Source organism: Carboxylicivirga agarovorans (genome assembly GCF_050589845.1).
Taxonomy (GTDB): domain Bacteria; phylum Bacteroidota; class Bacteroidia; order Bacteroidales; family Marinilabiliaceae; genus Carboxylicivirga; species Carboxylicivirga agarovorans.
The window spans coordinates 191,551-210,257 of record NZ_JBNGPA010000003.1 but is presented as its reverse complement, the minus strand read 5'-3'; the positions used below and the strand labels follow the sequence as shown (position 1 = coordinate 210,257).

The 18,707-nt window shown below is 41.3% G+C and carries 8 protein-coding genes; all 8 read left to right on the top strand.

The annotated features are described in order from the left end of the window. The first annotated feature begins 1 nt into the window (after position 1). Positions 2-1,618 carry a PKD domain-containing protein gene (locus tag ACRD69_RS04840; RefSeq protein WP_430813938.1) on the top strand — a complete coding sequence of 539 codons (1,617 nt, stop codon included), beginning with the start codon at positions 2-4 and terminating at the stop codon, positions 1,616-1,618. Positions 1,619-1,703: 85 nt separating this feature from the next. After that, positions 1,704-4,487, top strand: coding sequence for a family 10 glycosylhydrolase (locus tag ACRD69_RS04835; protein ID WP_430813937.1), 2,784 nt, complete (start codon positions 1,704-1,706; stop codon positions 4,485-4,487). A gap of 47 nt (positions 4,488-4,534) precedes the next feature. Next, positions 4,535-5,440 (top strand): hypothetical protein, encoded by a 906-nt coding sequence (locus ACRD69_RS04830; protein ID WP_430813936.1) that lies wholly within the window; start codon positions 4,535-4,537, stop codon positions 5,438-5,440. Between the two features lie 15 nt (positions 5,441-5,455). Next, positions 5,456-6,382 (top strand): TolB family protein, encoded by a 927-nt coding sequence (locus ACRD69_RS04825; RefSeq protein ID WP_430813935.1) that lies wholly within the window; start codon positions 5,456-5,458, stop codon positions 6,380-6,382. A gap of 38 nt (positions 6,383-6,420) precedes the next feature. Next, complete coding sequence (locus ACRD69_RS04820) at positions 6,421-8,940, top strand: N-acetylmuramoyl-L-alanine amidase (RefSeq protein WP_430813934.1); 2,520 nt, start codon at positions 6,421-6,423, stop codon at positions 8,938-8,940. 196 nt (positions 8,941-9,136) lie between these two features. Further along, positions 9,137-10,534: a T9SS type A sorting domain-containing protein gene (locus ACRD69_RS04815; RefSeq protein WP_430813933.1), complete on the top strand. Its 1,398-nt coding sequence runs from the start codon at positions 9,137-9,139 to the stop codon at positions 10,532-10,534. A 339-nt stretch (positions 10,535-10,873) separates the two neighbouring features. Continuing rightward, the gene (locus ACRD69_RS04810) at positions 10,874-14,929 is read left to right on the top strand and encodes a two-component regulator propeller domain-containing protein (RefSeq protein ID WP_430813932.1); all 4,056 of its coding nucleotides are present in this window, start codon (positions 10,874-10,876) and stop codon (positions 14,927-14,929) included. A 653-nt stretch (positions 14,930-15,582) separates the two neighbouring features. After that, a complete protein-coding gene (locus tag ACRD69_RS04805; protein ID WP_430813931.1) occupies positions 15,583-18,705 on the top strand; it encodes a SusC/RagA family TonB-linked outer membrane protein in 3,123 nt (1,040 codons plus the stop codon). Positions 18,706-18,707 lie beyond the last annotated feature (2 nt).

Sequence of the window (18,707 nt, the reverse complement as noted above, 5' to 3'; positions counted from 1 at the left end):
GATGAAACAAATTCATAAAATATTATCTCTTCTCCTGGTCCTGGTCGTGGTGGTTGGTGTTACCTCATGTGAAAACGAAATTGAATCAGAAGAATTTGCAGACGTAAGCATTGATTTTACCTACCAGTCTTCATCTATTCATTATGTAATAGGTGAGGAAATAAGCTTTGTAAACAAATCAATTATCGGGTCGAGCTGGGAATGGCATTTTGGTGATGGTGCCACCTCTACAGAGAAAAGTCCGGTACACAAATACACTGAGCCAGCAACCTATAAGGTGAGGTTAATTGTTGACGGTGGTAAGTATGAGCTGGAGAAAAGCTTGATGATCAGCGACATTGTTCCAGTGGTAAACTACACGTCGAGCGATCCGGCAATTATCTATAATCAGTCAGAGGTGGCTTTTACAGTGCAGTTATTGAATCCTGAAAACCTGGAGGTAAGCTACAAGTGGAATTTTCCTGAAGCAACGCAGGGAGATGAGGTTGGAGAGGATTTTTCCTCAACAGTTGAATCACCGGTGGTGACTTTTGGTACCATTGGAAGTCAGAAAGTGAGCTTGACTGTTACCATGGGAGAAAAGCAACTGGCCCCCTTAACTGTTAATGTACGTGTTAACTACGATAAGCCTGTTAAAACACTTTATTATGCAGTGAAAGACGGTAATGTCATGTCACGTAAAATTATTGATGGTGTTGATGAGTCGGTAAATAAACCCTTCGACCTGGGATTCCGTTCAGGTAAACATCCTTTGACAATGCAGTTTGCCGGTGATTGGTGCTATATTTTTGATGCAGGGTCAGTTTTTACATATTCTGCTACAACTGCCGGAAGGGGAGATGGTGAAATTTTCGCAGTAGCTCATGATGGTTCAAAAAGAGAGACGGTAATAGAGAACTTTGGTGGTGATGCCTACCAGGATTTTTATTATGGTTTTATTGATGAGCCCAATAACCAGATTTACTGGGCTGATCGACGCGAAGGTATATTCCGTATGTCTCTGGATACACGTAATATGAAATTCTCGACAGATGAAGTTGACTATTTTGTTCGTAATAACTGGACCGGATATTACGGTAAAGGTATTTATTGGGGTAATGTTAACGGACCCATAGCCAAATTTGGTGATACCTTCTGGTGGTCCAAAAACTCCAATGGAGCCGGAGTATTTCGCTTTGTTGAATCTGATGTAAAAGGTGAAGCTGTAAGCGCAGAGGAACCTGCACCGGCAGCCGGGTCAATGATGACAACTTTTGCCATTCGTGGTATGGTGGTTGATGAGGTAAATGGTTTTATCTATGCCGCATCACAGGCTCATAAAATTATTTTCTGTTTTGATATGGAAGGTAATTATGTAAAAATCGTTGATATGCTGGGTGCTGACGATGGTGTTGGTGGAGATTCGGAGAATGTATTTGTGACAGGAATGGCTATTGACGTAGACGAGAACGGCGATGGTTACCTGTATTATGCTTATCGAGGTCCTGCAGGAAGTGATAATCCTCAACAGCAATCAGGAATAAAACGATACAAATTAAATGATGATACGGCAGCGCCTGAGTTCTTTTTAGAAGGTGTTGAAGCCTATGGTATCGCCATTGATCATCAATTGAGATAAAAGCAGTAATGACATTGGGTTGTGTCGATGGGCAAAGCTCAATGTCATACTAATTAACCTTGTTATAAAAGATAATTTCATATACATGAGAGGAATTTTACTTTGTTTATGCATGTTACTGCTAAGTGTAGGTGTGATGGCGCAGTCGGGTCCAAAACGCGAAATGCGTTCGACATGGTTGACCACTGTATGGGGGCTTGATTGGCCTTCGTCAAAGATACCTTCAACGGGTGATGCTTATTACATTAGTCAGCAAAAAAACCAACTGATAAACCTTCTGAACAAGTTACAGGAAGCTAATATAAACACTGTCTTTTTTCAGGTCCGTTCAGAATGTGATGCAATGTATGAATCGTCCTATGAGCCATGGTCATCACATCTGGTAGCGACCCGTGGACTGGATCCGGGCTATGATCCCCTGGAATTTGCAATTGAGGAGGCGCATAAGCGTGGTATGGAATTGCATGCCTGGTTGAATCCTTATCGTTTTGAGTCATCAGTTGGAAAATATGATGGTGCAGCCGGAGACTATCGGCAAACAAATCCTGAATGGGTGCTTGAGTATCCTGATAAAAGTGATGGCTCAAAGAATGTAAGCATATTGGATCCTGGTAATCCGGGTGTCAGAACGTTAATTGTCAATATAGTAAAGGAGATCATCCAGAATTACGATGTTGATGGAATTACCTTTGATGATTATTTCTATGCTTATGGAGGAACTCCAGGCAGTTTAGATAGTTATTCACAGGGTTTGTACAAGCCATCCGGGATGGATCTGCATGATTGGCGAAGGGATAATGTCAATAAGATGGTGGCAGATGTGTATCAGGTTATTCAAAACAATGAGCCCTGGGTAACATTTGGTTTGTCGCCTTTCGGCATTTGGACCACCGATAGTAACGTGGCTGCTTCGGAGGGTATTGAACTTCCCCAGGGAATTACGGGTATGAATGCTTATCAGGATATTTACTGTGATCCCGTAGCATGGCTAAAGGAAGGAACAGTAGATTATATATCACCACAGATATACTGGCCAACTACCAGTGCAGGTCAGGATTATGATGTATTAAGTCCCTGGTGGTCCGATGTTTGTAATCGCTTCCATCGTCATTTATATGTGAGTCATAGCCTATCCGGTCTGGAAGCTTCGTCATATTCGGCAGCCTTAAAATCAGAAAAGAAAGAAGATTTGGCACTGGAACTGAATGGGATGTCATTACTGGAGTATTTGTCATTTTACGGTGGTTCAAAGTTGAAACTGGCCCCTACTGAGTATGGAAAACAGATTCAGGTGAATCGGGACGCGGATAAAAACGGGGCGCCGGGAAGTGTCTTTTTCAGGACTCAAAACTTTTTTGTGCAGGGATTTGTGAATTATTTAAAGTCCTATGAGTATCAAAATATGTCAATAGCGCCCGCCATCAACTGGAAACAGGCAGAAGACAGGGCTCTTGTTACAAATATCAGGCTTGAAGGGAATGATCTGTTGTGGGATTCACAGGAGGATAATGTGCGTTTCGTTGTCTATGCAATCCCCAATGAAGATGTTGCCAATGCCGGGAATACATTTAAAGCAGAGTGTATAGTAGGTATTTCCTACGGGAAAAGCTTCGATCTTAGTGCCCGTTCTGAACTGATAAGTACGCATAAATTTGCTGTAGCTGTATTGGATAGATATGGAAATGAATTTCCGACTGTACTGATGGGGCATTCTCCATCGCAGAATGTGGCAGCTGACCTGACATTCCCGGCGAATGGCCAGGATGTGTTCCTGCCATTTTCTTTTGCGTGGGATGCAGTGAGTAATGCGGAAGGTTATCAAGTTGAAGTAGCATCAGATGTCAGCTTCAATAATATTATTTACAAGCGGGATGTGGAGACGAATTCGTTTGAGGCCACCAATGTTTCTATGACAATTGGACAAACCTACTACTGGCGAGTAACAAGCCGAATGTTGGGAGTTACAGATCTTGTGTCTGCCACATTCTCTTTTACGCTTGTTGATGAGCCTAAGTGTGTGGTGATATCGCCGGCCAATAATGCCACTGGTATATCTCAAACTCCGACAATAGAGTGGAATGGACTTGGATTAGGTTATGTCTATGAAGTACAGATTGCCTTGAATTCAGATTTTTCTACGATTCATTACCAGGCAGAAAGTATTACGGCTACGCAGGCTGATGTACCTGTCAATAAATTAACTGCATCGACACACTATTATCTCAGAGTGAGGGGTATAAGTGGTCGCATTGTTTCTGCCTGGTCCGATCTTGTTTCGTTCACCACAGTTGATGCTATTCCTGATGTGCCGGTTATTCTGACGCCGTCTGAAGGAGCTGTAGTAGGTTCGGGGCAGGTTGTTGTTGAAATGGCAGAAGAACCGCGGGCAAAATCATTTACAATGTGGTTGTCTAAATCGTCAACATTTCCCTGGACCGACAGAAAAGTGTTGACTATACCTGCTTTTACATATGAAGGGGTGTATTCTGATCTTGAATTGACAAGCTATTATGTGAAAGTAAGGGCGAATTATGGAAGTAGTTCTTATACTGCCTGGTCAGCAACACGATCTTTTGATGTTGTTGCAACAGCAATTGATGATGTTGAAAACAAACTGTTGCATGTCGATTGTCCAACGATTTTGAGGAGAAATGCTGAAACAATATCCTATTTTATTCCGGAATCCGGTAAGATCAGGTTAGTGGTTTATGATTTAATGGGTAAGGAGTTGGCGGTTCTTGTGAACGACTATCGTAGTGCAGGAAAGTATACGGCAATGCTTCAGGCAGGAGCACTGAAAAAAGGAATTTACCTGCTTATGCTTGAGTGTGATACTCAAAGAAAGACCATAAAAGTTATAAAGCAATGATATACACTGCCTGGCTGGTAATGGCCAGGCAGACTAAAGCCTGAGCTATGAAATGTTTTCAACTGGTTTGCCTTGCATTGCTAATGAGCCTGATGGCTAATGCCCAGGAAATCATTGGCATTAAGAAGGTAGATAAAATTGAGATCCCGGGTTACGAAGGGGCCTTTTTTCCGGTACTGGGTAATACTGGTGAGTGGATAGCAGTTCGTTCATATACTAAACATGGATTACGACTTTTTAATATTGATACGAAGGAAATAAGGGAGGTGTGCGCTACGGATAACTTTTGTGAGAACCTTGTTTTTTCGTTGGATGATAGCCGCCTTTTCTATACTGCTCAATTAGCAAATGGCAGCAGTAAGGAAGTTAAGGTTTTTGAATATGATATTGAGAAAATGACCATTCGTGTGACTGAAGAAGCAACTGTTTCCGAATTAAACTGGTGGAAACGTATGGTGATGTGGTGGGAAGATGAGGAGAGCTTTCAAGCCGATGCTGTCAGGGCCGGATATCTGTCATATCCATTTGTTACTGTTGTTCAGGGAGAGTTAGTGTATGCAATTTCTGAAATTGAACAACAACAACTAAATCCCTTTGATATTCAGTACTACATGTTTCCTTCATTATCTCCTGACCAAAAATGGATTAGTGCATATGCTGTAGGCAAGGGCTGCTTTGTCTATGAAATAGAAAGTGGTAAAACGGAAATTATCGATGACCTGGAAGCTCCGGTTTGGATGAATGAGCATGTAATAATCGGGATGCAAAGCCAGGATGATGGGCAAGAGATTAGGTCATCTTCAATAGTTGCTGTCGATATCACAACAGGATTCAGGCAAGTTATTTTGTCTCAGGATCGGTTTGGCTCCTATCCTCGTTACGTGCAAGGATGCAATAAAATTATTTGTCATACACCAATGGGTGAAGTGTATTTGATTCACCTGGATAACTAAACAAAAACCTACTTTATGAAGTTAAATTTACTTATTGTGGCATGTCTCATGTTGCCTGCCTTGTTGATGGCGCAGACGCATGTGAAAAAGAAACCTGTACGTTTAATCAGTGTTGATGGACAGGTGTGTAAGAATGCGAAATGGTCGCCTGACGGTAAAATGATTGCCTTTACCTCTGAGAAAAATAATGGCCTTTACCTGTGTAATGAGAAAGGGCGTAATGTGCGTGTTTTAACAAATGATCTCAATGTTGGTTTTGGCTACCAGTGGTCAGGCGATGCCGCTCATATTTTAGCGAGATCTTTGGTTAAAGAGCAGAATATCCGCATGAATGAAGTAGTGCTGTATAGTGTTGATAATCTCGAAAAAACCGTATTGCTTGAAAGAAGTACCAGGCTTAGATGTTTACCGCAATTTGTAGATGAAGACGCTGCTGTGGCAGTTGTCATTGACAATGATATTAAGCGTATCGAAAGTGGATTATCTCAACTGAAAGGGAAAAAAGAACAAGGTCTTTCTTTGGTCAATGGTGCTGTAGTGAAGAACGGGCAGGTGTCATTCAGTTTGGCAGCTGAGTTTGAAGGGCGATATATTTTCAATCAGGTTTATTCGCCTGATAGAAAGAAAGTTGTTTTTCAGGTCAATGGCCTGGGATTGTATGTATCTGATGTGGATGGTACAGATCTGAAGCATCTTGGATATGGAGAGCAGGCTGTTTGGTTGCCTGATAATAAGCATTTAATAGTGGCAAAAGTAAAAGACAATGGTGTTGCCCTCACTGAGGGGGTTTTGCAGGTGGTTGATGTCAGCACAGGAGATGCATATGTGCTGTTATCCGATCCGGATATAATAGCGCTTAATCCAAATGTGTCACCTGATGGCCAAAAAGTGCTGATGGACAATGTCGGCGATGGTGCTGTTTACTTAATGGAAATTGAGTAATGGCTTTAAAATCAGAATTAACCTGCAAAATGTATACTATGCAATTATTAAATAATTTGTCTAAACAATATAAAAGCCTTTTGTTATTTGTAGTCTCTGTTTTCTTTGTTCATACAGGTTTAGCTCAGGTAACAGGCTTGAGTAACTATGAAATTTTTCTGGATCCCGGTCATGCGCAAACGGAGAATATGGGTCTTTATAATTACTCTGAAGCAGAGAAGGTGCTTCGTGTGGCTTTGGAGATAAAAAAATTGTTTGAAACACAGACGGATATAGCTAAAGTACATATGTGTCGACTGACCGATAGTGATCAGATCTCATTGTCGGCTCGTACTGATTTAGCTAATTCATTAGGAGCTGACTTTTACTATTCTATTCATAGTGATGCTGGTTCTCCATCAGCCAACAGTACTCTTACGATGTATGGTGGTTATAATAATAGCGGTACTACCATTGAAAAAACACCCAACGGAGGTAAAGCTTATGGTCAAATCCTGATTGATGATCTGACAGGTGTGATGAGAATACCAACACGTGGCCATTATGCCGACAGAGTATATTACCTGGGTAATGAAAGTACCCATACCAACCAATGGCCATACCTGTATGTGAATCGAACAACCAATATGGCTTCGCTGCTTAGTGAGGCAGGCTTTCATACGAATCCGACTCAACAAATGCGTAACCTGAATGCGGAATGGAAAAAGATGGAGGCCTTATCTGCTTACCGATCGTTTCTGCAATATATGGGGATTGACAGACCTGAAATGGGTGTAGTTGCGGGTTATATTACAGATGAGGATACCGGCCTGCCAATCAATGGTATGGGAGTGACAATTGGGGATGCCACTTATACCACGGATAGCTATGAGTCATTATTTAAGAATTACACATCTGATCCGGAAGCCTTACGTAATGGTTTTTATTTTTTCGATGATTTAGTTCCGGGGGCTAATGTGGATGTGGCCTTTAGTTCATCAGATTATCAGGCTAAGTCTGTAAATGTCACCTTAAAAAATAACGCGAATGGTCGCACGGATGAAAATATAACCTTTGTAGATGTTGTGATGACTAGTGTTATACCTGCTGTAGTGAACCAGGTAATTGTTGAAGAGGGTGAATTGAGTTCTATTGTGCCCGGAAAATATATAGAACTGGTGTTTAGCCGAAAGATGGACAGGACTTCTGTTGAACAGGCTATAGGAATTGCACCAATGGTAAGTCTCAGCTATCAGTGGGTAGATGACTTTATTTTAAGAATTAATACTGAAAACCTGGCCTTTGTAACGGCTTATACACTCACCGTTGATGGAGCTATCGCCAAAAATAGTATTACTGATCAATTTTTAGATGGAGATAATAATGGTGCAGAAGGAGGAGATTACAGCCTGAGCTTCACTTCATCATCTGCGGATATTACCGCTCCGCAAATTGTAGAGCAATGGCCTGATGCTGATGGAGTTTCCAATGAAATCCGTCCTGTTATTCGCATAGTGTTGGACGAAAAGCTCAACGAAAGCATGATTCCCGCCGATGCTATAGTGTTAACTCAGCAAGGGGTTGGTGCTGTCAATGGCGTTGTTCAGCATGCTTATGTTGGGCGGCAGAGTGTCTTGCACTTCTTTCCAATGCAGGATTTGGTGAATCATTCGGCATATAATGTAAAGCTTAAGGCAGGATTAGAGGATAACTATGGTAATAAAACAAGCCTGCATGAGTCTGCGTTTGAGGTTCAGGAGATGGAACTAAAAGAAGTGACTGTTATTGATGGCTTCGAGACAGGGATAGTTTCATGGTGGCAACCACAGGCCTCCGGATCAACATCTGGAATTGTTACTGAACAGACAGGTAATGCTCATGAAACAACATTGACGGTCAAATCAACTGGAAGCGCAGGCAGTATGGAGCTAAGTTATGGTTGGGCTGCTCCGGGATCAGGTTATATCAGGGAATACCTTCCGTCATCTGCCAGTCAAAATTCCAATCGATTTGATACCAGGCATGTATTGCAAGCCTTTGTGTTTGGTGATGGTTCAGGAAATAGTTTCAGGTTTATGATCAAAGATGGAAATTCAACTTACGAAGCTAGTCCGTGGTATATTGTTGACTGGATTGGCTGGAAGTTGGTGAGCTGGGATTTGACTATTGGGACTTCCACAGCCTGGGTGAATGGGAACGGTGTACTTGATGGTACTAATTTTTACTTAGATGGCATACATATGACATCTTCTTCATCCGGAGCCGCGAGTGGGACTTTTTATTTTGATGATTTACGTTTTGCCATCAGGGAAGCATATCAGCCTACATCGGTGAAAAATTATAAAGAGCTTAACTTAACTATTTACCCTAATCCTGTTCGGGATAAATTAACTGTTAAATCTGATGAAAGGATTATCGAAGTATCAGTGTATGACATGTATGGGAGGATTGTTGATGCTGAAGAATGTCATGAAAACAGAGCTGAATTAAATGTTTCTCATCTTACTTCAGGAGTCTATATTCTAAAAATAGTCACTGAGACGGGAGTGGCTGGCAGCAAAATTAAAATAGAAAAATAAGGATGTAAATGGCGATTTTTCATAAGAATCGCCATTTTTCTTCAAATTATGTAACTAGCAGATAGCTTGGGCTATATGAATTAATAAAAATATTAAAAAAAAGATCATGTAAATTTTGTTTTTAGATTGTATATACAATATATTTGACAATAATAACATGTCATACATATTATTAAAAAACTCTAAATGATTTATTATGAAAAAACTTTCTACTCTTTTTTTAATGGCTTTTGTAGCCTTAACAATTTCTGCACAGCAGGCAACCTTAACAGAAGTTTGGCATAATTCGACCAGAAGTACAGCAACTGACCTTGGAGGGACATTTTTGGAGGGTTCTGCACCTTCATGGATGGGTAGTACCACAGAACGTGGCATGGTGATGGCCAATGGTAAGATGTATGTAGCTTCACGTAATGGCGATAATAATATTCTTGTGCTTGATGGAGCAACGGGTAATCTTTTGCAGACCCTGGCATTACCGGCAGATCCTGTTTCGGGAGGTGTTTTTGCAGTAAACAGTATTGATGCAACAGCATCGGGTAATCTGATCATTGGTAATTTAGCTGGTAATACACAGTCAACAGATGAAGTAAGTGGTGATCCTAATGGTCATTTCAAGGCTTACTATGTTGAACTGAATGCATCTAAAGACGGTATTGTAAATGTAACTAATATCGTTAACTGGCACAATGTAGGTGATACTGATAATCCTGGATTCAGGATGGGTGATGGTATTGCCTTTTATGGTGATATGGAAGCAGGCACAACAGGTTATTTAGTGGTTGCTCCTGCTGGAACGAATTATATCGTACGATGGAACTTTAATGAGGGAGCGGCAACAACCACAGATATTTTTAAGGTTAAGGATGTTGATGGAACACCGGTAAATTTTGCAACAGCGCCTCAATTGGAACCTGTAAGTAATGATTTAGTAATTGTTGATGGGAACAATATGTTTCCTATAGCCTATGACATGAGTAGTGCCGATGCTACAGCATTGGAAACAGTGGCATCTTTCTCAGGAGCTGTGACTCCACAAACAAGCAACCTTAATGGTGTCGCTTATTTTGAGTTTAAGGGACGTTATTTTATGGTTTGCGTAACAAATTATTGGAATGATGGAATAGTTGGTGTACCAATCAACTCATTTGAAGCCTTTGAATTTACTGATGGAGACTGGGCCCAGGCGACATCTCTTGGATTCTTGCCTGCAGATGGATTAAGTGCAACAACGGCAACGAAGAATGTATCGTTTGCTTATCCGTGTGCTGCTGAAGTATTGGCTGACAAGGTGATGATCGGAGTGCTTTCTGCCAACATGGGGGCGGCTGTTTACGAATTGACTATTTCAGAAGCTACAGCTATTGGAGATACTGAAGAATCAACAGTTGATATGTATCCAAACCCGGCGACTGATTACCTGAAGTTTACTGCTGAAATGGCTGAAGTACAAGTATATGATTTAGCTGGTAAACTGGTTAAAAAAGCATATTCAGTTAAGGAAATAAGCGTTGCTGACCTGGGAGGTATATACCTGGTAAAAGGTATTGATGCAAAGGGTAATGGCTTCAATAAAAAATTAATTGTGAAGTAATTTTTTCAATAGACAAGTATTTAATTTGATTAAGGGGCTGCTTTTAGGCAGCCCCTTTTTTTGATATGAATAAGGATTGACTGCAACAAATTTTCTTCATCACCTCAATTGAGCACTATTTCTTTATGATTTGCTAACTATTTGAATTTGTATGTAAGAATCCGGATTTAAAGAGCCTGATTCATTGTATGTCAGACCTTATCTTTATTTATTTTATAGAATACCCATCATGCCTTGATTAAAAGTCCAAAAACATTTATTAAGAAAGCTTAGCTGATCTTCAGGCTGATAATTACTTGTTTTTATTATTTTTGGATCATACCATTCATGTGAGGCTTAATGAAATTCTATTTATCACTGCTCCTTTTAATAGGAGCATATATCCATAACTCTGATGCCGTTAACCGGTATTCCGTTCAGTTCATCGATACGAACAATGGACTTTCTCAGAATGAGGTGACCTCCATTCTACAGGATAAATATGGTTTTATGTGGTTCGGTACAAGGGGTGGGCTTAACCGTTATGATGGATATGCTTTTAAGCACTTTAAGCCGGGAACTGATAAGCTGAACAGTATTAATAATCCATCCATTGAACGACTTTACCAGGATGGACCCGGTAATATATGGATTGGTACAAAATCTGGTGGTTTCAGTATCTATGATCCGGATAAAGAGCATTTTATTTGTCCTGATATTAATCGTGAATTGCCCAATCGAATAATAGCTTTTGGTGCAATGTCAGATTCAAGTATGTGGATTGGTGGTTGGAATGGAGGCCTGAAAAATTATGACCTGATCAATGATTCCCTGCAACACTGGTTAGGAAATGCCAGGGTTAATACAGTGGCACATACTCCCGATGGTACAGTTTGGTGCGGGACTAATAATGGATTACGCTATTGCAAAGCAGGTGATAGTTTTAATTCCATTGATCTGCAGAATGACAACAATGAGCTGACAGAAATAGTTGTGGACAACCAGGGAGAGCCCTATTTGTGGCTTGTTGGCTGGGATTTAAGTCTTATTCGCTTGAATTATAACGACCATACGATCAAACAATTCAAATTGCCATTGACCAAAACCATGTTGTCACCAAAGTCTTACTCCCTGATGCAGGATAAACATGGCGATTTATGGTTGGGTACCTGGGGAGATGGTATCTATAAATTTGACCGAAGAAAGCAGGCTTTTGAACCGATTGATATCAAGCCTCAGGGTCAAGCAGGTGCCTCAACGGATTACAATGTAATACTGGATATTTTTGAAGACAGGGAAGGCGATATCTGGATAGGAACAGATGGAGGAGGTGTACTGCGCTTATCAGATAAAAGTCAGTTCAACACCTTGGGCTCACAGCTAACAGGCGGACTCTTAAACCTTCATGTTAACACCATTCTCGAGGATTCATATCAACGCCTGTGGATTGGCACAAAAGGACAGGGCTTATTTGTGTATGATGAGCGGGGTGATTTAAAAAAGGTAGACTTTAAGAAAAATGACCGACTGTATAGCAAGGACGCACTCGTTGTTAAGCGTATTTTTAAGGATAACAAGGAGAATATCTGGGTGAGTTTCAATGAAGGCTTATACATTATTAATAAAAATGCAAAAGGTTCCTTTGAGTTAATACATGCCGCACTCTTCTTTAAAAGTCCTCAGTTACGTGAACCCAGGAAAGCCCACCAGATACTGTGGAACAATGATGATCTGTGGGTGGCCACTCAACAGAAAGGACTCTACCACTATAAATTCAGTGATGCCGGTTTTCAGCTGGTCAGTAACTATGTTGCAAACAGGAAAGAAGGTTATCTGCCAATTAATCGGATTACTTCAGTGTTTGTTGATAAGGAAGACAAACTATGGGTTGGTACCTATAAAGGACTTTTTCAGTACCAGGCCAAGGATTCAACCTTTTTGCCCATAGAAGCACGCATCAGTGATAAGAAAGAACCCTTGTGTAACATCATCTTGTGCACATGGATTGATGACAATGGAGCAATATGGTTCGGAACACCTTGCAGTCTGAATAAGCTCACCAGGTCAGATGATGGCAAGACGTATGATCTGACTGATTATACGCGTTCAAACGGAATGTCTGACGATTATATCAATGGCATACTAAGCGATGAGAACGGTAATATATGGATCAGCACCAACGCTGGTATCTCGATGTTACATGTAAGAGATAATGTATTTCGTAATTATGATGTATCAGACGGTATAGGCGGATCTAACTTCTCTGAGTCGGCGTGCTTTAAGGCCAGTGACGGGATGCTTTATTTTGGTGGTTTTTCTGATGTCACCTATTTTCATCCCAATCAGATCAAAGAAAATCACATCATGCCATCGGTCGTGATCACTGATTTTAAGATCCTGAACAAGGAAGTGCCCATTGAACAGGATGGTATACTGAGCAGATCGATCAATGAAGTTGAGCATATAGAGCTGAGCTATAGGGAATCGGAATTTTCATTTGAAATTGCCGCGCTTGATTATAAAGCACCAAACCGTAACCAATATGCCTACTGGCTGGAGGGAAGTGGTGAAGAAAGAGTGAATATCGGGACACGAAGGCATATATCATTCAGCAATGTCAAACCAGGCAGTTACACGCTGCATCTTTACGGTACCAATAGTAATGGAGTATGGAGTGAAAATGTACGAAGGCTTACTATTGAAGTGTTGCCGGCACCCTGGCGCACATGGTATGCGATTGTTATTTACGTTATGCTGATCCTGTTGGTTGTCACATTAATTACCATTATCACCCGCAAGCAGGAACGCCTTGTTAATGCTGCCAATATGCAGAAGGTATTGCGTGAAAAGGAACAGACAATCAATGAATATAAGCTTAAGTTTTTTACAAATATATCCCATGAGATCAGAACACCATTAACCCTTATTCTCGCACCAATAAATGAGCTGTTGAAAAAGGATCTGGCTTCTGTTTCGCCTGCACTTACCTCGAAAAAGATACAGCTGGTACACCAGCACGCCACGCGCCTGTATAACCTGGTGAATCAACTGCTGGAGTTTAGAAAGATCGAAGCCGGTAAGATCAGCTTGCAGGCAGGTAAGCAGAATATTGTCGGTTTTGTTGAAGATATTTCAGAAGCCTTTAATGAATTGGCTGATACAAAGAATATCACATACAGAAAACAGTTAAAACTTAAAGAGCCGGAATTATATTTTGACAGTGAACGATTGGGTGTGGTTGTTAATAATCTGCTGTCCAATGCCTTCAAGTTTATCGGGACACCTGGAGAGGTGGAAGTCTCGCTTTCCGAGACAGGTACTGAAGTGAGCATCCAGATAAAAAACAATGGGAAAGGCATTTCAGATGAGGATATGAAACATTTGTTCGAACGTTTTTACCAGGCTTCAGGGAAACGCTCGGTCGGAAGTTCAGGCATCGGACTGGCCCTGGTAAAGAGCTATGTCGATCTTCATAAAGGGCGTGTTGAGGTGGAAAGCCAGCCGGGACAATTAACCACATTCAGTGTCATATTGCCCAAAGGCAAACAGCATTTATCAGATGATGAACTGAAACAGGGCGAAAGCAGTATTGATCAGGTTATTGCCAGCCAGCCATTGCCTGTCATGCCAAAATCACGCTCTCTTAATACTGGTACCAAAGGTGCAAAGTTAATGCTTGTGGAAGATAACGAAGAAGTAAGGTCGTACCTGGCAGATTTACTGGCTGAGGAGTTTGAAATACTGGAAGCGGCAGATGGCTTTGAAGCATTTGACCTGATAGTTGAGCATAAACCTCAAATCGTTATTTCAGATGTTATGATGCCGCGTATGGATGGCTTTGAACTTTGTCAGAAAATAAAATCCAACGATACGCTTGCGCATATTCCGGTTGTGTTATTAACGGCAAAGGGGGCTCCGCAGGATCAGTTATTCGGTGCCCGAAAAGGAGCCGACCTCTACTTAACGAAACCATTTGAACCCGAACTGCTTATTGAGAAAGTGAAACAACTGATTGCCAGTCGTAACTATTTGTCGGAAAAGTTTTCAAAGAAGGTTAAACTGGAGCCAACTGATGCTGTTATCCAGTCGGATGAGGCAATCTTGCTCGAAAAAGCGATTAAAATAGTAGAGAAGAACATAGGCGACCCTCATTTCGATTCTGACGCCCTGTCCAAAGAACTGGCCATGAGCACATCCACCTTTTATCGCCGTATTAAGAAATTAACGGATAATACACCGGGAGAATTTGTTAAGACCATACGACTTAAAAGAGCTGCTCAGTTACTGAGAGAAACCAACCTGACGGTTTCTGAAATAATGGAAGATGTGGGCTACCAGGATATCAAGAACTTTCGCAAGAACTTCAAACAGTTATACGAGCAGACACCAAGCGATTATAGAAAAGTAAAGGAATAGAGCCGGTTTGAGGTGTTCCTGATAAAAAACATTTCTCTCAAACAACGAACAAGTGAAAACCGGCAATGTACCCATTATATTGAATAGTCGCAGGCTAACTATTTGCGCCCCTTGCTTGAATCAGAAGTATTAAGAGCCTCACTTTTTTTCGTACATACAAGGTTGTTTTTAAGCTTAAGGCAGTCTTTGTTGTATGTCACTTTTTGTATGATACGAAGACAGAATGCTTACATGATGCCCAAATATTATCATTATGTTTTCAGTTGTTTAAAAATGTTAAACCATCAGGTATGCTGTAATTTAGCATGCGCATGTGAATAATTACCCCCCCTTTTCCTGAAAATATTTCCGAATAGCATTTGAACGAATTTACCTTTTCGATTGAGGGGTCCGTCCTATGCCGTGTTAGCTTATATTTTCAATTTGCACCATGTAAAAACTCCATCCGGATGGAGCATTGATAAGGGAACAAATAATGAGTCATTAAAATGAAAACGAACGAACTGGAAAGTCAACTCAAGAGTGCAAAAAAAACCAAGGCCCTGCTTTATATGGTATTAGCAGTATTGCTGGCAATTACGCTGATTATATTTATAAACTAGGGCACATTGAAACAAATAACTAATAATATACCAAGATTAAATCCAATTGTTATGAATTTGAAACATGTAAGATTAAGTCGATTACTCCTGATATTCGGAATGATCTTTACTTATAGCTTATCTGCATTAGCACAGAATAAGCTGGTTACAGGTACGGTCAATGACAGTAATGGGCAACCAATTCCGGGTGTTTCTGTTATCGAGAAGGGCACGGCCAATGGTACCATTACTAACCTGGATGGTCAATACAATCTTTCGGTGAATGAAGAAGCGGCATCAATCGTTTTCTCATTTATTGGAATGAAAACCCAGGAAATACCCGTTGGCAGCCAGTCTGTTATTAATGTAACGATGACAGACGAGATGGTTGGCGTTGATGAAGTAGTGGTAGTAGGATATGGTACCCAAAAGAAAGTCAACCTCACCGGAGCCGTCAGCACGGTTAAAATGGATGAGGCGGTCAATCAGCCTGTCACCAATAGTTCGCAATTAATGTACGGGCGTTTTACCGGTGTTCAGTTGACACAGGGTAACGGACTGCCGGGAAGTGATGGTGCATCGGTTCAGATCCGTGGTGTCGGAACCTTTGGTGGTGAAACAAATCCACTGATTGTCATTGATGGAATGCTTTTCTCCTCAATGGCCGAATTCAATAACCTGGCACCGTCTGATATAGAATCCATTTCGGTATTGAAAGATGCCTCGGCTAGTGCTATCTATGGTGCTCGTGGTGCCAATGGTGTTATCATCGTAACTACAAAGGCAGGTAAAGAAGGTGATGTAAAAGTTGAGTACAACAACTATTTTGGTTTGCAGGAGGCAACCATCATACCTGAATATCTGAATGCCGTAGACTATGCTGAACTGATCAACGAGAAGTTTGCCAATGAAGGAAATATCGTACGTTATACGCCAGAGCAGATCGAACTGATCAAAAATGGTCAGGCTCCCGATCAGTTTGCCCAGACAAATTGGGCCGATCATGTATTGGAACAGGCTCCTATTCAAAACCATTACCTGTCATTGTCGGGAGGTAACAAAAAAACAAAGTTCCGCTTATCATTGGGTTACCTGGACCAGGATGCCATTCTGGTAGGTAAATACAAGTCCCAGCGTTACAATTTCCGTTTGAATCTGAACAGCAAAGTAAAAGACTGGTTAACCATCAGCAATAACTTTAACGGATACTGGAAAGCTTTTAACGGTCCTAAAGGTGGTGCCGATGCCGTTAACGAAATAATGTACCAGTTCTCGCGCAATGCACCTACTATACCTGTTTATCTGTCCAATGGTGAATATGGTCATGTAGACGGCGCTTTTTATAATGACAATGCATCATTAATGACGAAGAATGCGGTGCGTGAGCTGAACCTTGGTAACTATGAAGAAGATCAGTATACCATCAATGATCGCCTGGCCCTGAATATGACCCTTCTTCCAGGCTTATCCATTGAGTCAAGCGGAACCATTAATTTACGATTCACCAACATTTCTGACTTTATGCCACGCTGGGAGATGCGTGACTGGAATGGTGATCTCGTTAACTACAATGAGTTTAACTCACTTAAAAACGAAGCTGCTTTCTACTACAAGCTGATGAACGAAAACGTGGCTAAATACACACGTGAATTTGGGGAGCATAATGTTACTGCAATGCTTGGTACCTCAGTTATCTATGAAACGAGTGACGGTTTCAATGGCTCTTTGTCAAATTTCCCGTCTGATGATCTGGAAGAACTGGGTGCGGGTGGTGTACTTGATCCTGCCGTAGGAGGTAGTAAGTGGGAAGAATCATGGTTCTCTGTTTTTGGTCGTCTTAACTACTCATTTAAAGATCGCTACCTGCTTGAGGCCAATTTAAGACGCGATGGTTCCAGCCGTTTTGGACCCGATAATAAATACGGTGTCTTTCCTTCATTCTCAGGTGGATGGCGTATAAGCGAAGAACCTTTCATGGAAAGCCTGTCTAATCTATTGGCAAATTTGAAGCTACGTGGTAGCTGGGGTGTTAGTGGAAACGACCGTGCGGTAAAAAGATACGCATACAGCCAGGCCTATAACTCGGGGCTTGACTATGTGCTTGGCACAGAAGAGGCGGCTGTTGGTGGTGTTGCACTGACATCATTGGCTAACCCGGCCATTTCATGGGAGGAAACAACTCAGTTTGACATTGGTCTGGATGCAGGATTTTTGAATAACCGATTGCAGCTTGTCGCCGATTATTTCGAACGGGAAAGTAAAGATGTATTGTATCAAAACTTCCCGATACCTTCAACCTTAGGAGTATCCTCATTACCGGCTCAAAATGTTGGTGATATCATAAATAAAGGATGGGAGCTGGGTATCAATTATTTCCAGAAGACAGGTGATTTTGAGTTCTCTATCGGTGGTAATGTGACCAATATGTTCCTGAATGAGGTAACAAGCCTTGGAGCAGGTGGAGAAGAGACAATTACCAACTCATCAATTGTCAGAGTAGGAGAAGCGTTCAATGCCTACTATGGGCTGGAGGCTGTCAAAATTTTCCAGACACCAGAAGAAGTGGCTGATGCACCGACACAATTTGGCGGTACTACCACTTCGCCCGGAGATATTCGTTATAAAGACCAGTTAACGGTTGATACTAATGGCGATGGAATACCGGATGCTGGTGATGGTGTTATCAACGATGATGACCGCGTGGTGATCGGTAATCCCCATCCAAAATGGATATACAGCTTTAATGCATCTGCAGCATACAAGGGTTTTGACATGAGTATGAATTTCCAGGGTCTTGCCGACGTTGATCGTATCATGATGGGTAATGGTCAGACACCCATGACTGATGACCGTAGAAATGTATTAAGTTACTGGAAAGATCGTTGGACTGAAGAAAATCCCAGCGCCGCCTTACCTCGTTTGGGACGTAATTTCCAGAACGACAGAGTGTCAAGTTTTTACGTTGAAGATGGTTCATATCTGCGATTGAAAAACCTGGAATTGGGTTATACACTGCCAAAATCAATTATGTCACAGGTGGGTATTGATAAATTCAGAGTATTTGTTTCAGGCCAGAACCTGTTGACATTTACTCGCATGGATCACTTCGACCCCGAGAGAAAATCAACCAATATTAATGCACGTAATGTGCCTTTAACAAAGGTTTATACCGTTGGTGTTAATGTATCATTCTAATC

Excerpts from the sequence above, each read along its gene's own strand:
- ACRD69_RS04840 (WP_430813938.1), top strand. The coding sequence starts at position 2 with ATGAAACAAATTCATAAAATATTATCTCTTCTCCTGGTCCTGGTCGTG.
- ACRD69_RS04835 (WP_430813937.1), top strand. The coding sequence starts at position 1,704 with ATGAGAGGAATTTTACTTTGTTTATGCATGTTACTGCTAAGTGTAGGT.
- ACRD69_RS04830 (WP_430813936.1), top strand. The coding sequence starts at position 4,535 with ATGAAATGTTTTCAACTGGTTTGCCTTGCATTGCTAATGAGCCTGATG.
- ACRD69_RS04825 (WP_430813935.1), top strand. The coding sequence starts at position 5,456 with ATGAAGTTAAATTTACTTATTGTGGCATGTCTCATGTTGCCTGCCTTG.
- ACRD69_RS04820 (WP_430813934.1), top strand. The coding sequence starts at position 6,421 with ATGCAATTATTAAATAATTTGTCTAAACAATATAAAAGCCTTTTGTTA.
- ACRD69_RS04815 (WP_430813933.1), top strand. The coding sequence starts at position 9,137 with ATGAAAAAACTTTCTACTCTTTTTTTAATGGCTTTTGTAGCCTTAACA.
- ACRD69_RS04810 (WP_430813932.1), top strand. The coding sequence starts at position 10,874 with ATGAAATTCTATTTATCACTGCTCCTTTTAATAGGAGCATATATCCAT.
- ACRD69_RS04805 (WP_430813931.1), top strand. The coding sequence starts at position 15,583 with ATGAATTTGAAACATGTAAGATTAAGTCGATTACTCCTGATATTCGGA.